At 46.0% G+C, this 12,506-nt stretch carries 16 protein-coding genes and 1 other RNA gene; 14 read left to right on the top strand and 3 right to left on the bottom strand.

Features of this window, described 5'->3' with window-relative positions; translation table 11 throughout:
* The gene (locus UM402_RS09205) at positions 1–747 is read left to right on the top strand and encodes an enoyl-CoA hydratase (protein WP_286875135.1); all 747 of its coding nucleotides are present in this window, start codon (positions 1–3) and stop codon (positions 745–747) included.
* Positions 748–829: 82 nt separating this feature from the next.
* An RNA gene (gene ffs, locus UM402_RS09200) (signal recognition particle sRNA small type) lies at positions 830–926 on the top strand.
* Positions 927–947: 21 nt separating this feature from the next.
* Here the strand turns inward: ffs and UM402_RS09195 are convergent.
* From UM402_RS09195 to priC, 3 genes are read right to left on the bottom strand one after another with little or no spacing between them, the layout of a single operon-like run.
* A complete protein-coding gene (locus UM402_RS09195) occupies positions 948–1,223 on the bottom strand; it encodes a late competence development ComFB family protein (protein WP_058578725.1) in 276 nt (91 codons plus the stop codon).
* Entirely contained in the window at positions 1,213–2,178 is a 966-nt protein-coding gene (locus tag UM402_RS09190; RefSeq protein WP_058578726.1) for a histone deacetylase, read from the bottom strand. The genes UM402_RS09195 and UM402_RS09190 overlap by 11 nt, the downstream gene beginning before the upstream one ends.
* The gene (gene priC / locus UM402_RS09185; protein WP_058578727.1) at positions 2,165–2,695 is read right to left on the bottom strand and encodes a primosomal replication protein PriC; all 531 of its coding nucleotides are present in this window, start codon (positions 2,693–2,695) and stop codon (positions 2,165–2,167) included. Before priC ends, UM402_RS09190 begins: the two co-directional genes overlap by 14 nt.
* Before the next feature lie 477 nt (positions 2,696–3,172).
* Here priC and UM402_RS09180 point away from each other — a divergent pair, with 477 nt between their 5' ends.
* The 12 genes from UM402_RS09180 (at position 3,173) to recR (ending at position 12,485) form a co-directional block, all read left to right on the top strand.
* The gene (locus UM402_RS09180) at positions 3,173–3,961 is read left to right on the top strand and encodes a DUF3450 domain-containing protein (RefSeq protein ID WP_058579558.1); all 789 of its coding nucleotides are present in this window, start codon (positions 3,173–3,175) and stop codon (positions 3,959–3,961) included.
* Entirely contained in the window at positions 3,958–5,325 is a 1,368-nt protein-coding gene (locus UM402_RS09175; RefSeq protein ID WP_058578728.1) for a MotA/TolQ/ExbB proton channel family protein, read from the top strand. The genes UM402_RS09180 and UM402_RS09175 overlap by 4 nt, the downstream gene beginning before the upstream one ends.
* A gap of 3 nt (positions 5,326–5,328) precedes the next feature.
* Entirely contained in the window at positions 5,329–5,853 is a 525-nt protein-coding gene (locus UM402_RS09170; protein WP_058578729.1) for a MotA/TolQ/ExbB proton channel family protein, read from the top strand.
* Positions 5,854–5,865: 12 nt separating this feature from the next.
* Positions 5,866–6,267: an ExbD/TolR family protein gene (locus tag UM402_RS09165; protein ID WP_058578730.1), complete on the top strand. Its 402-nt coding sequence runs from the start codon at positions 5,866–5,868 to the stop codon at positions 6,265–6,267.
* Between the two features lies 1 nt (position 6,268).
* Positions 6,269–6,880 (top strand): energy transducer TonB, encoded by a 612-nt coding sequence (locus UM402_RS09160; protein WP_058578731.1) that lies wholly within the window; start codon positions 6,269–6,271, stop codon positions 6,878–6,880.
* Between the two features lie 3 nt (positions 6,881–6,883).
* Positions 6,884–8,176, top strand: a complete 1,293-nt coding sequence (locus UM402_RS09155; RefSeq protein ID WP_058578732.1) for a hypothetical protein — start codon at positions 6,884–6,886, stop codon at positions 8,174–8,176.
* 132 nt (positions 8,177–8,308) lie between these two features.
* Complete coding sequence (locus tag UM402_RS09150) at positions 8,309–8,431, top strand: hypothetical protein (protein ID WP_268762555.1); 123 nt, start codon at positions 8,309–8,311, stop codon at positions 8,429–8,431.
* A 39-nt stretch (positions 8,432–8,470) separates the two neighbouring features.
* On the top strand, positions 8,471–8,848 hold the full coding sequence (locus tag UM402_RS09145; RefSeq protein WP_053952596.1) for a response regulator: 378 nt from the start codon (positions 8,471–8,473) through the stop codon (positions 8,846–8,848).
* Between the two features lie 17 nt (positions 8,849–8,865).
* The gene (locus UM402_RS09140; RefSeq protein WP_058578733.1) at positions 8,866–9,399 is read left to right on the top strand and encodes an adenine phosphoribosyltransferase; all 534 of its coding nucleotides are present in this window, start codon (positions 8,866–8,868) and stop codon (positions 9,397–9,399) included.
* Between the two features lie 21 nt (positions 9,400–9,420).
* Positions 9,421–11,508, top strand: coding sequence for a DNA polymerase III subunit gamma/tau (dnaX, locus tag UM402_RS09135; protein ID WP_058578734.1), 2,088 nt, complete (start codon positions 9,421–9,423; stop codon positions 11,506–11,508).
* A 29-nt stretch (positions 11,509–11,537) separates the two neighbouring features.
* A complete protein-coding gene (locus UM402_RS09130; RefSeq protein WP_058578735.1) occupies positions 11,538–11,864 on the top strand; it encodes a YbaB/EbfC family nucleoid-associated protein in 327 nt (108 codons plus the stop codon).
* 15 nt (positions 11,865–11,879) lie between these two features.
* Positions 11,880–12,485, top strand: coding sequence for a recombination mediator RecR (gene recR / locus UM402_RS09125; protein WP_058578736.1), 606 nt, complete (start codon positions 11,880–11,882; stop codon positions 12,483–12,485).
* Positions 12,486–12,506: the final 21 nt, after the last annotated feature.

Below are 12,506 nucleotides of genomic sequence, written 5' to 3'. Positions count from 1 at the left end.
ATGTCTGAACAACCGGTAATAATAACTAAGGATAATGGCGTTGTTAGAATTCGCCTGAACCGTCCGGAAAAGAAAAACGCTTTTACTCAAGACATGTATACCTTATGTGAAAAAGCGTTGAAGCAAGCCAATGATGATACTTCGATTAATGCCGTTGTTTTTGAAAGCGAAGGTGACAGTTTTTCAGCCGGTAATGATTTAAACGACTTTCTGGCAATTGAAAACCTGGATGAATCAGCACCACCATTTCGTTTTCTGCATACCCTGAATAAAGTGGAAGTGCCGGTCGTTGCAGCCGTTAATGGCTTAGCGATTGGTATAGGAACGACACTGCTATTGCACTGTGACATTGTTATTAGTAGCAATGAGGCTGTTTATGCGTTGCCATTCGTGCAGTTAGGTCTTTTACCTGAAGCCGGCTCAAGCTTATTGCTGCCGCAAATTTGTGGTTATCAAAAAGCTGCTGAGTTGTTGTTATTGGGAGACAACTTTGATGCGCAAACAGCTTTAGATTTGGGGTTCGTGAACCATGTTGTTTCAGTAGAGCAGCTGGCGGGTAAGGTTGAGGAAGTACTCAATAAATTAAGAGCTCAATCTGGCCAGTCTTTGCGGGTGTCGAAGAAGTTACTCAAGCACCCGGTTGAATCAACCGCTGCACGCATAAGCCGTGAAGCTGAATATTTCGCCAAAGCGTTAAGCTCTCCTGAGGCAAAACAGGCCATTGCCCGTAAACTGCAGAAAAAGTAAGCGAAAGGTACTTGTCGGGTTGTGTCCCTAAGGCAAGTGCGTCATAATGCGCCTGCTTTGAATAAAGCATCAATGGTGACTCTGCGGGTCCCCCCGCAACACTAACCAGCGAACCCGGTCAGGCCCGGAAGGGAGCAGCCGTAGTTGGGGATGTGTGTGCCGGGGTGTGGCTGGTAGAGTCGCCACCCAACTTCCTAGCGTTAATCGTTTTCGTCTCTCTTTCTATTTTTCAAAAACTCCAGGGCTTCTGTAATTGCCTTGTGAACCTGCATTTCCATATCAAGTCTTTTTGACGGTGGAAGGAAAAACGCCATGTCCACTTCATGTCGAATATAACGGGGCGGCAGTTGATTCAAGACCAGGCAGCATAAATCAGCCAGGAATTCTTGCTCATACTGTTTATCGAGCTCCAACTCTTCAATGCGATCGACAACTAAACGTTCATAATAATTGTGAATATCATCATCAAACTTCATCTTCTGAACTCCTTACTACGCTTCTTAACTCGAAATTATTTTCAGTATAGACATAATACGCGGCTCTGAGTAATTGAGCGTGTCCACGAACTAAGCGTTCTAAATTTCTCTGATAACCACCACCAATGACAGCTGCTACAGGAATGTCATTTTGTCGACAAAATGAAAGTACCGTCATGTCACGCTGAAACAGGCCGTTTAAACTAATGTGAAAGTGACCCAGCTCATCTTTTGTGTAGATATCCACGCCTGCATCGTAAAGGATGACATCAGGCTTTACGTTCTTCGCAATGAAACTAAGTGCATGTTGCAAGGCTTGAAGGTAACTTTTATCAGCCGTTCCCTTGGGTAACGGAACATCCAAATCCGATAATGATTTTGAGAATGGAAAGTTCTTCTCGCCATGAATTGAGCACGTAAATACCCGTGAGTCATTTTGAAAGAGGGTGGCTGTGCCGTCGCCCTGATGCACATCTGTGTCTAACACCGCTATTTTTAAATGAGGATACTGTAAAAGTAACTGGTGACAGGCAATTGCCAAGTCGTTGATTAAACAGAAGCCACTTCCCCAGTCATGGTGAGCGTGGTGGTACCCACCTGAAAAGTGGATAGCAATGGATGAACTTAACGCCATTTGTAGCGCCCGTACGGTACCTCCGGCAGACGTTAATGACCGAGTCAGTAACTGTTCTGACCAGGGAAACCCTATTCTGCGCCATTCGGCTTTTTCAAAGTTGTTGGTTTTTAATTTTTCTATATAGGAAGAGCAGTGCGTTTGTGCGACTTGTTCCCATGTCAGCGTGACAGGCCTTTGCCACTGGTCTTTCTGAGCGCCGCGACGAACGGCCCAGTCGTGTAGTAAACGGTATTTCTCGATTGGGTAACGGTGTCGCTCCGGTAGTTCAAGCTGACTGTATATCGGCGAATAGATGAAAGGGATATTAACCTTCGTCATGGTGCTGAATTTGTCGCTCTAATTGAACAATAGCCATTTGACAGCGGTTCAAGCGCTTTTGAGCGATTTGAACGGCTTCTTGTGAACCTGTGCTTTGTGCCTGAGAGAGGTTTTCCGTTAAACGGCGCTCGTAGTCCCGGTAAGTGACTAACTTCTCGTGAAGCTGCTGGTAATGGCTGGCTCTAATCTCCCGTTGCTCCTCAGCCTGCTCGGGTAGCTTTCCTGAACGTAGCGCTGTTGCTAAGGCTTCTATTTGTGCGCTGAGTTTTTCTGCCAAAAAGCGTTGAGACTCTTCTCTTTTAGCGGCCAAAAGTTGTGCTAACAAACGCTTTGTTTCTTCGACATAGTCCCGGGCTATGGATGAGCGGGTATGAAATAGTGAAAGGCTGAACCATTGTTCAGTCACTTTTTTTGATTGGCGCCTATTTTGCTCATCAATATGTTGGGCTTGCTCGGTAAACTCATTGAGTAAGCGCTCAATATGTTGAATTGAAGTTAAGTCATTTATCGGTCTCATAGTTCCATAATAAAAGAATTTATTCCTTATGACACGGGAGAATCAGAAAAATAGCTTAAGTCATTACATATAGCCTAAAAAATTACTTGTATAAAAAACGTTGAAATTTATAAGCTAGTGTTGTTCGTGGATCAAAAAGTGATACTATTCAAAACAGGAGTAGTAGCCAAGAATAGGTAGTTTCTGCTGAATGTGAGGCTATGAAATGGTTTGACGACAGGACGTTGTCATAAAATCTGGAGATTGTACGAGTCCAGATCCGTGTTCTACAGTATAGAATTGAAGCGATAGCTATAGCGCGGTTAACTCAGGTTGACTTGGTTGACAGCGTATAGTCATCGTGGGAATATTCTTGGTTATTGTCGCTTTTGTCGACAATACTATAAACCGTAGAACGAGATCTTTTCGTCATTCAAACAACTGGTGTTTCGCGCCTTAGGCGTTGAAGCGGAAGTTAAGTCAAATTGGTTGGGAACTATGACCAAAGTAATCAAAAGAACCAAACTCGCTGCAACCCTGATGGGTGTGATGGCGTTTGCTGGCACCGGCGTTGCCGCTGCACAGCAAGTCGATGTAGCTAAGCTACAAAACGAAGAGAAAAAGATTCTTGAAGCGGACGCTCAATCTCAAGAGAAAGTGAACTCTCTGTTTGAGCAAAGCCAGGATCTTCTTATCGAGTATCGCTCAGTTGTCGCTGAGTACGAGAACTTGAAAGTTTACAACGACCACGTTCAGCGCTTGGTTAATGACCAGGAAGCAACGTTAGCCTCTTTGCAGAAGCAAATTGATGGCATCGAACGTACTAAGCAGGGCGTTGTTCCTCTTATGTACGAAATGATCGATGCGTTAGAGCAATTTGTGAAGTTGGATATTCCAATTCACCGCGAGAAGCGTATGGAACGTGTTGAAGGTCTGCGCGACATTATGGACAGCGCAAACGTTTCAACGTCTGAACAATTCCGTCAAATCATTGAAGCGTACCAGACAGAAATGGATTACGGTTCGGGCTTGATTTCTTACCAAGGCAACTTGGAAGTAGACGGTGAGCAAGTGGCTGTTGACTATTTCCACATGGGTCGTATTGCATTCCTGGCGCAGTCTCTCGATTTGAGAAACGCTTGGATTTACAACAACGAAACTGATGAGTGGACTGCTTTGGAAGACGAGTTTATCCGTCCTCTGACCCAAGCGATTCGTATGTCACGTAAGCAAACAGCTTACGATCTGGTGAAACTTCCAGTATTCGCAGCGGAGAGTGCAGAATGAATAAATTAGTAAAATCGTTAATGATTGCAGCAGCAGTCACCCTTTCTGCCGGTACGACTCTCGCTGCACAAGCTCAGGATACCTCTGAAGCTAAGAACCTTGACGAGCTGTTACAGCTAGTTGAGAAAAACCGTGTATCTTCTCGTGAATTAAATGCTGAGCGTGAGCGCGAATTCACAGCAGCTCGTGCTGACAAGCAAGCAATGCTAAACCGTGCTAAGCAGCAGTTAGAAGACGAGAAAGCACGTGGTAAGCGTTTGCAGAATGAATTTTCTGAAAACGAAGTTAACCTAGCGAACAAAGAACAAGAGCTTGAGAACGCAAAAGGTACTCTGGGCGAAATGTTCGGTGTTGTTCGTGGTGCGGCAACCGAAACTATCGGTCGTATTGCAACTTCAATTATCAGTGCTCAGTATCCAGGCCGTGAAGATGTTCTGGAAAGCTTATCTGAAGCAAAAGAACTTCCAACTCTGGAAGAGTTAGAAGAACTTTGGCAAGCGCTTCTTACTGAAATGGTTCAGTCAGGTAAAGTGGTTAAGTTTGAAACTGACGTAACTTTGCTTGATGGCGGTACTGAAACGCGCGAAGTGGTTCGTTTAGGTACTTTCAACCTGATTTCTGGTGATCAATACCTGGTTTATAACGACACGACTGAGCAAGTTCAGCCGTTAGGTCGCCAACCAGAAGGTGGTGCTACAGGACAAGCGCAAGACTTTGTTAACACTGAAAGTGGTTACGAAGGTGTTTTCCTTGACCCATCTAAAGGTCAGATTCTTGGTTTGTTAACTCAAAAAGCAACACTTTCTGAGCGTTATCACCAAGGTGGTACAGTTGGTTATGTTATTACCGCTGTATTAATCATCGGTCTATTAATTTCTCTGTTCAAGCTGATCACGCTGACTGGCGCTGCAGGCAAAATCCGTTCGCAGCTGAAAAATCCTGACAGCCCGAAAGACAGCAATGCTTTAGGTCGTATCCTGAAAGTGTATCAAGAGAACAAGAGTGCAGATCCTGAAAACCTTGAATTGAAACTGGACGAAGCGATCCTGCGTGAAACTCCGAAAATCGAAAGTGGCGTAAACGTCATCAAGATCTTCGCAGCTATCGCACCATTGCTTGGTCTATTAGGTACAGTTGTTGGTATGATTGGTACGTTCCAGTCAATCACACTGTTTGGTACCGGTGATCCGAAGATCATGGCAGGCGATATCTCAATGGCGTTGGTAACAACAGCTATGGGTCTTATCGCGGCTATTCCATTGATTTTGGCTCACAGTATTGTGGCATCTCGCGCTAAGTCTATCGTTCATATTCTGGACGAACAGGCAGCGGGAATCGTAGCTGCGCACTCGGAGAAGGAGTAACCCATGCTTTACCTGATGGAACTTTGGGAATCTATCAGGGATTTTCTGGCTACCGGTGGCGATGTTCTGTACATCGTCATGGGGGTGCTCTTTCTAATGTGGGTACTGATGATTGAGCGTTATTGGTACCTTACTGGCGCATTCCCTAAGCTTCGCAACGAAATTATTGCGAAGTGGGATGCTCGTAAGGACACTACCTCATGGTATGCCCATAGAATCCGTGAAGCATGGATTTCCGAAGCGAACGATAAACTGAATGCTCGTATTCTGTTAATTAAAACTTGTGTTGCCTTGTGTCCGTTAGTCGGACTGTTGGGGACTGTAACCGGTATGATTACGGTTTTCGAAATCATGGCAGTGCAAGGGACGGGTAACCCTCGTCTAATGGCATCGGGTATTTCGATGGCAACTATCCCAACGATGGCGGGTATGGTTGCAGCTTTATCCGGCATGTTTTTCGCAACTCGACTTGAAAGTAAGGTTCGTCGTGCGAAAGAAGGCCTGGTTGACAGTTTGCCACATCACTAAGAGAGTAAAACTATGGCACGTAATCGTAATCGAGAAGAAGAAGATGCGTCTATCGATATGACGCCGATGCTCGACATCGTCTTCATCATGTTGATCTTCTTTATCGTAACGACTTCATTCGTTAAAGAAGCTGGTATTCAGGTTAATAAACCTGAAGCTAATCAGGCGAACAAGGAGCCTTCAGCAAACATCTTTATCGCAATTCGTGATACTGGTGAAGTCTGGATGGATAAACGCCAAGTCGACGTTGAGCGCGTTGCAGCAAACTTAGAGCGTATGCTAGCAGAGCAGCCTACTGACTTAGTGGTTATTCAAGCGGATAAAGAAGCTGAACATGGTCGCGTCGTTGAAGTCATGGACCAAGTTAAGGAAGCGGGTATCGATAAGATATCCATAGCAGCGGAGAATAACTAATATGGTGCGCTTTTTAGTATCTTTACTACTAGGTGCGGCCGTTACGTTTGCTTTGTTTGCTTTCATGGCTTACTTAATCGGTGGGGGGGCGAAAAGTAATGAAGCTCCGCCCCCAACACCGGTCATTGACATCGTAACGTCGCCACCTGAGTCTGACGTTCAAGAGCGTCGGCGAACTCCGCCGCCGCCACCGCCGCCACCAGAGCAGCCGCCAGAAACACCACAGTCTGAGCCTGATACCTCAGACTCAAGCCTAAACATGAATATGGGCTTTGATGTGGACGTAGGTGGAGCTGACACTGGTCTTTCCGGTCCTGGCGGAGGTCTGAGCGGCGATGGTGATGCAACGCCTATCGTTCGTATCGAACCACGCTACCCACCTCAAGCGGCTCGTAATGGGACTGAAGGTTGGGTTCAACTACGGTTCACTATCGATAAACAAGGTGGTGTGACTGACGTTGAAGTCATTGACTCTGAACCTCGTCGAGTATTTGACCGTGAAGCTCGTCGCGCATTGTTGCGCTGGAAGTACAAGCCGAAAATCATTGACGGCAAGCCTGTTCGTCAGGAAGGTATGACCGTCCAGCTCGACTTTACAATGGATGGGAACTAAGAAATGAAATATTTAGCGAAAACATTTGTTAGTGCCCTGGCTTTTGTTTCGGTTATGTCGATGACCACGGTCCAGGCTTCGGCCCAGGACCTTGGCTTCAACATTCCGGACAAAGAGACCGTTGAGGCGCAGAAAAAAGCTCGCGACAATAAAGCGGCTTCGCAAAGTATTGGTCGCGCTATTATGGATGCGTTCGAGCTTTACGAAGAAGAGCAAATTAAAGAAGCGATAGCGGTACTGGAAGAGCAGGAGCCAGATCCTGGCTACGACTCTGCGTATTTAGGTCGCTTCCTTGGTAACCTCTATGCTGCTGACGAGCGTATGGCGGATGCTTTGAGAGTCTTGAAAAGCTCGGTTGACCAAGATGTTTTAGGCTGGAGTGACCAAGCTGCAGCTATGAAACTTGTTGGCCAAATCAGCCTTCAGGAAGAAAAGTATGACCAGTCTATCGAGTACCTTCGTAAGTGGGTTCAGTTTACTGGCGAGAAAGATCCTAAAGTCTTCTTGTACATGGCGAATGCCTATTACCAGAAGAAGGAATTCGCTCAGATAATCCCATTTGCTGAAGCTGCGCTAGAGTATGGAGAGCCGGACAAAAACGTTTACACGTTAATGATGGCTTCTTACTACGAGCGTAAAATGTACTCGGATGCAATTGGGGTACTTGAGGAAGGCTTGAATAAGCTTCCTGAAGTGACTCAATGGTGGCCGCAGTTAGCGCAGTTCTACATGCTGGAAGAGAACTTAGCGAAAGCGCTTCAAACCATAGAAGTTGCTTATTTAGCAGGATACCTAGATAAAGAAAGCCAATTTAAAATGCTGGTTCAGCTTTATGATAATGAAGGTATTCCGTATAAAGCAGCTACTACTATGGAAAAGCATGTAGAAGCAGGCGATATTGAGCAAACCGCTAAGAATTTCGCGACCATAGCAAACAGCTATCATCGTGCGAAAACGCTAGATAAAGCGGTTGAATGGTACCTTCGTGCAGCGGAAGCTGCAGAAGATGCTGATAACAAAGGTGAGTACTATCGTAAACGCGGTAACATTATGCTGCTAAACGAACAGTATATTGCAGCAGCAGAGCCTTTGAAAAAAGCATTGGATTATTTAGAAGGTCAAGCCGAAGGTCGTGTTTATATGTCGTTAGCTGAAGCGTATTTCTATGGTGGTGACTACCGCCAGGCAATGAGATACGTTAACGAAGCGGCTAAATTCGACGGTCAACGTCGTAGTGCTCGCAGCTGGAAAGGTTATATTCAATCAACCGCGAAACGCAAAGGCATTGAATTATAATTTAACCTGATAGCGTTCGTTATCTTAAAAAAACCCGGCCTAATTAGGTCGGGTTTTTTATTGGCTGATCTGCTTTTATCAACCGGAAGGATCAAGTATGATCTGCCTCGACTTATTTAGGAGGTAGATGGTATGTCATCAGAGTCGTTTAAAGAACCTGCTGGGTTCGGTTATTTGTTGTTCGCTATTGTCTTGTTTGTTATCGCAGGCTGCTTGCCATTAGTACTGCGCCTAATACAAGTGTTATCTGCCTAATAGTCAAGCTGTAAAAGGCTTAAGGTGTAAGTGACAGTTATGTCCATTTCAATGCTTATTGTCGAAGATAAAGACAACACGCTTCAGGCAATTCGTAGAATGTTAGAGCCGTTAAAGCTCGACATTCAAACTGCCCAAGATGGGCTTGACGGTCTTAGTAAGGCCAAAAAAGATTACTACGATATTATTCTCATTGACCACAAAATGCCGGTCATGGACGGTTTCTCGCTGTTGAAAAACTTGAGAGAACTCGAGAACTATAGAAATGCACCGTTACTCTTTATGTCGACTGACTCATTAGTTGAGGTAGAGCCTAAAGCACTGGCCGCCGGTGCAACACAATGTTTATCTAAGCCGTTGGATGCAGAGTATTTAGTAGACTCTGTCCAGAATTGGTCAGCTAAAGCGGTTGCTTAACTGAAGAGCAAGGATTTATGGAAGCAAGTCTAAAGGAAGTGAAGGACTCTATCGGTGCTATCCACGACTACCCAAAACCGGGAATTGTTTTCCGGGATATTACTCCACTATTGCAAAATCACGATGCTTTTAAGAGCAGTATTGACGCACTTAAACAGCGTTATGAAAAAAGTGGAGTGACCCAAATTGCGGCTATTGAAGCTCGGGGTTTCTTATTCGGGTCGGCATTAGCTTACGCACTTGGTTGTGGCATAACCTTACTAAGAAAGCCGGGAAAGCTGCCTGGTAAGGTCGTCAGCCAAAGTTATGCACTTGAGTACGGAGAAGATGAGCTACAAATGCATGAGAACGCTTTAACGAGCAATGATAAGGTTCTCATTATCGATGACTTATTGGCTACCGGTGGAACTGTTTTAGCCGCAGATAAGCTGATTCGTTCGACTGGAGCAGCGGTTGCAGAAGCCGCTTTCGTTGTTTCTTTGCCTGAACTCGGTGGCGAAGATAAATTGCGGCAAGCGGGTGTTGCGTGCTATACCTTGTGTCAATTCTAAAAACTATAACCTGAGTTTCTTATGAGTTATCAAGTTCTGGCAAGAAAGTGGCGACCGTCTCAGTTCTCTGAGGTGGTTGGGCAGCAGCATGTATTGAAACCATTAGAACATGCGTTGCTTAAGCAAAGGCTTCACCATGCTTACCTCTTTTCCGGAACGCGCGGCGTTGGCAAAACCACAATAGCTCGAATTTTGGCTAAGGCTCTGAATTGCGATACGGGAGTGACTTCAACTCCATGCGGGCAATGTTCTGCTTGCCAGGAAATTGACCAGGGACGCTTTGTCGACTTGTTAGAAATTGATGCGGCGTCGAGAACAAAAGTAGAAGATACGCGAGAGCTCCTCGATAACGTGCAATACCGCCCAACTCGGGGGCGTTACAAAGTGTACCTTATTGATGAGGTACACATGCTGTCGCGTCATAGCTTCAATGCACTCCTTAAAACCCTGGAAGAGCCACCGGAGCATGTTAAGTTCTTGCTGGCCACAACTGATCCGCAAAAACTACCGGTGACCGTACTTTCCCGTTGCTTACAATTTAATTTAAAAGCGCTTTCAAAAGAAGATATTGCCGGTCAGCTGCAGCATGTTTTGCAGCAGGAAGGTATTTCTGCGGACTCTACTTCATTTTCTTTACTTGCGAGAGCCGCAAAAGGCAGTATGCGAGATGCACTGAGCCTGACTGACCAAGCTATTGCTCAGGGCCATGGAGAAGTGCTGTTAGACAGTGTTCGGCAAATGCTGGGTAATGTACCTACCGCTGACATAGCTGGCCTGTTAAAAGATGTATTAAATAACGATGCGGCGTCGTTAATGCAACGTGTTGATACCATGGTCGCTGTTGTTCCCGATTTAAGCTCCGTGCTTGTCGAAATGCAGAATATGTTGCACCAGCTGGCACTCATGCAGCAGCTACCTGATGCACAGCAGGCATTTGATGACGCAGAAATAATAAAGCCGCTGTTGCGGCAAATGCCAGCGGAATTAATACAAGTATTTTATCGCATAGTGTTGGAAGGGCGGCGAGAGCAGCCTTATGCAGTGGATGCCAGAAGTGGTCTGGAAATGACCTTGCTTCGTTTATTGGCATTTCGACCTAAGGCAGGCCCTTTAACTGACGAAACAGATGGCGAAGAGACAAACGGCGAAGAAACACCTTTAGCCGCTGAATTGTCGAAACCAAATGAGCCTTCAGGCGGGCCAGAGCCAGAACTAAAATCAGAACTAAAACCAGAATTAAAACCAGAGTATCATGACGACCGGCCTACGCCGGAACAGCCTCCGGAAATCAATGAAGAGCCAGTGAGCTTTGGTAATACCGATGAATTTGCAGATTCATACGAACCAACTCCTGACATGGTGGAGAAATCGGAGCCACATAACCAGGTGGCGCAGCAATCGAACGGCAATGCGCCTGAGCCAGAAGAAGCACCACAAGATCAGCCTGATGCATCGGGTCTTGATGACTTGCTGCAAATGCGGCAAGACTTAATGCAAAAAAAAAAGCCAGATGAAATAGCTTCTAAGGACTTTCGCGAAACCTCGCAGAAACAAGCACCTCGGGCACAGGCACCACAGGCAACTAAGCTTGAAGAGTCTGAGCATGAGTCGGTCGTGTCTTCTGAAATCCCGCAAGGAAGTGCTGACACCTCTGGGCAGCCGCATTCTTCCGATGCAGCGCCGAGCAGCTACGACTACCCTGAAATTACCGATGAAATTAAGGATGCAGCTGACATTGACCGCTGGAGCGCCATGATAGCGGGTATGGATATTTCCGGTTTGGCTCGACAGGTGTTACTGAACTCCGAATTACAGGACAACGAAGGGGATAACTGGACTATTTTAGTCAACAGCGATCAACAGTCCCTTCTTAATAATGCGACAGAGCAGGCTGTGAGAGAGTCTTTACAAGGACTCTTGGGAAGCAGCGCGGTGGTATCATTTGCTGTAGGTACACCGGCAAACCCTACGCCCCTTATGCTGCAACAGCGTATCAATGAATATCGACATAAGCGTGCTTTAGAACGTTTGGAAAAAGATAATGGCGTTATGGAGTTGAAAAAACGCTTCGGCGCACAAATTGATGAAGAATCGGTGCAAGCGCTTTAACGTATTTAATTAATGATGAGGAAGTAAACATGTTTAAAGGCGGAATGGGAAATATGATGAAGCAGGCGCAACAAATGCAAGAGCGCATGCAGCAAGCCCAGGATGAAATCGCAAATATGGAAGTCACCGGCGAAGCTGGTGCAGGCATGGTGAAAGTGACTATGCTGGGCAATCACAACGTGAAACGCGTTAACATTGACCCAAGCCTGATGGACGACGACCAGGAAATGCTGGAAGACTTAGTTGCGGCAGCGACAAACGATGCAGTACGCCGCGTTGAAGAGACCAGCAAAGAGCGTATGTCTGAAATTACTGGCGGTATGGGTTTGCCTCCAGGCTTTAAAATGCCGTTTTAATTCGGAGTCAGTTTAATGAAGTTAAGCCCGGCTATCGAACAACTGGTGGAAAGCTTGAAGCGTTTGCCTGGTGTTGGGCAGAAAAGCGCACAGCGTATGGCTTTCCATTTACTGGAACGGGACAAGCCGGGTGCTTCACGGTTATCTGACTCTTTAAAACATGCCGTTGAAACCGTAGGACACTGTAATAGTTGTCGAACATTAACGGAAAATGACCTTTGCCCAATATGCCTCGATGAAAGACGTCGCGACAGTGGCGTGCTTTGCGTTGTGGAAACGCCGGCCGATGTTTTAGCCATCGAGCAAACATCCCAGTTTAAAGGGCGCTACTTTGTTCTCATGGGGCATTTATCGCCGCTTGATGGTGTTGGACCTTCCGATATTGGCTTAGATAAACTCGAGCAGCAGCTTCAATCGGACAATATCGAAGAAATCATACTTGCCACTAACCCCACCGTAGAAGGTGATGCAACAGCGCATTACATTGCGGATATGGCGGATCAGCACAACATTAACACGACTCGGATTGCTCACGGTGTTCCTGTAGGCGGTGAACTGGGTTACGTTGACCAAACAACTTTAGGTCACGCTTTTAGTGGCCGAAAACAATTCACTCGTTGACTTGAAAAGCCCGGTGTCATC

Origin of the sequence: Idiomarina sp. OXR-189, assembly GCF_034373425.1 — a bacterium.
GTDB classification, from domain to species: domain Bacteria; phylum Pseudomonadota; class Gammaproteobacteria; order Enterobacterales; family Alteromonadaceae; genus Idiomarina; species Idiomarina zobellii.
Note: the sequence above shows the minus strand (reverse complement) of the source record. Positions and strands in the feature narration are given on the sequence as shown.

What these genes read in the sequence shown, in the direction of transcription:
- UM402_RS09205 (WP_286875135.1), top strand. Translation starts at nt 1, where the DNA reads ATGTCTGAACAACCGGTAATAATAACTAAGGATAATGGCGTTGTTAGA.
- UM402_RS09195 (WP_058578725.1), bottom strand. Translation starts at nt 1,223, where the DNA reads ATGAAGTTTGATGATGATATTCACAATTATTATGAACGTTTAGTTGTC.
- UM402_RS09190 (WP_058578726.1), bottom strand. Translation starts at nt 2,178, where the DNA reads ATGACGAAGGTTAATATCCCTTTCATCTATTCGCCGATATACAGTCAG.
- priC (WP_058578727.1), bottom strand. Translation starts at nt 2,695, where the DNA reads ATGAGACCGATAAATGACTTAACTTCAATTCAACATATTGAGCGCTTA.
- UM402_RS09180 (WP_058579558.1), top strand. Translation starts at nt 3,173, where the DNA reads ATGACCAAAGTAATCAAAAGAACCAAACTCGCTGCAACCCTGATGGGT.
- UM402_RS09175 (WP_058578728.1), top strand. Translation starts at nt 3,958, where the DNA reads ATGAATAAATTAGTAAAATCGTTAATGATTGCAGCAGCAGTCACCCTT.
- UM402_RS09170 (WP_058578729.1), top strand. Translation starts at nt 5,329, where the DNA reads ATGCTTTACCTGATGGAACTTTGGGAATCTATCAGGGATTTTCTGGCT.
- UM402_RS09165 (WP_058578730.1), top strand. Translation starts at nt 5,866, where the DNA reads ATGGCACGTAATCGTAATCGAGAAGAAGAAGATGCGTCTATCGATATG.
- UM402_RS09160 (WP_058578731.1), top strand. Translation starts at nt 6,269, where the DNA reads ATGGTGCGCTTTTTAGTATCTTTACTACTAGGTGCGGCCGTTACGTTT.
- UM402_RS09155 (WP_058578732.1), top strand. Translation starts at nt 6,884, where the DNA reads ATGAAATATTTAGCGAAAACATTTGTTAGTGCCCTGGCTTTTGTTTCG.
- UM402_RS09150 (WP_268762555.1), top strand. Translation starts at nt 8,309, where the DNA reads ATGTCATCAGAGTCGTTTAAAGAACCTGCTGGGTTCGGTTATTTGTTG.
- UM402_RS09145 (WP_053952596.1), top strand. Translation starts at nt 8,471, where the DNA reads ATGTCCATTTCAATGCTTATTGTCGAAGATAAAGACAACACGCTTCAG.
- UM402_RS09140 (WP_058578733.1), top strand. Translation starts at nt 8,866, where the DNA reads ATGGAAGCAAGTCTAAAGGAAGTGAAGGACTCTATCGGTGCTATCCAC.
- dnaX (WP_058578734.1), top strand. Translation starts at nt 9,421, where the DNA reads ATGAGTTATCAAGTTCTGGCAAGAAAGTGGCGACCGTCTCAGTTCTCT.
- UM402_RS09130 (WP_058578735.1), top strand. Translation starts at nt 11,538, where the DNA reads ATGTTTAAAGGCGGAATGGGAAATATGATGAAGCAGGCGCAACAAATG.
- recR (WP_058578736.1), top strand. Translation starts at nt 11,880, where the DNA reads ATGAAGTTAAGCCCGGCTATCGAACAACTGGTGGAAAGCTTGAAGCGT.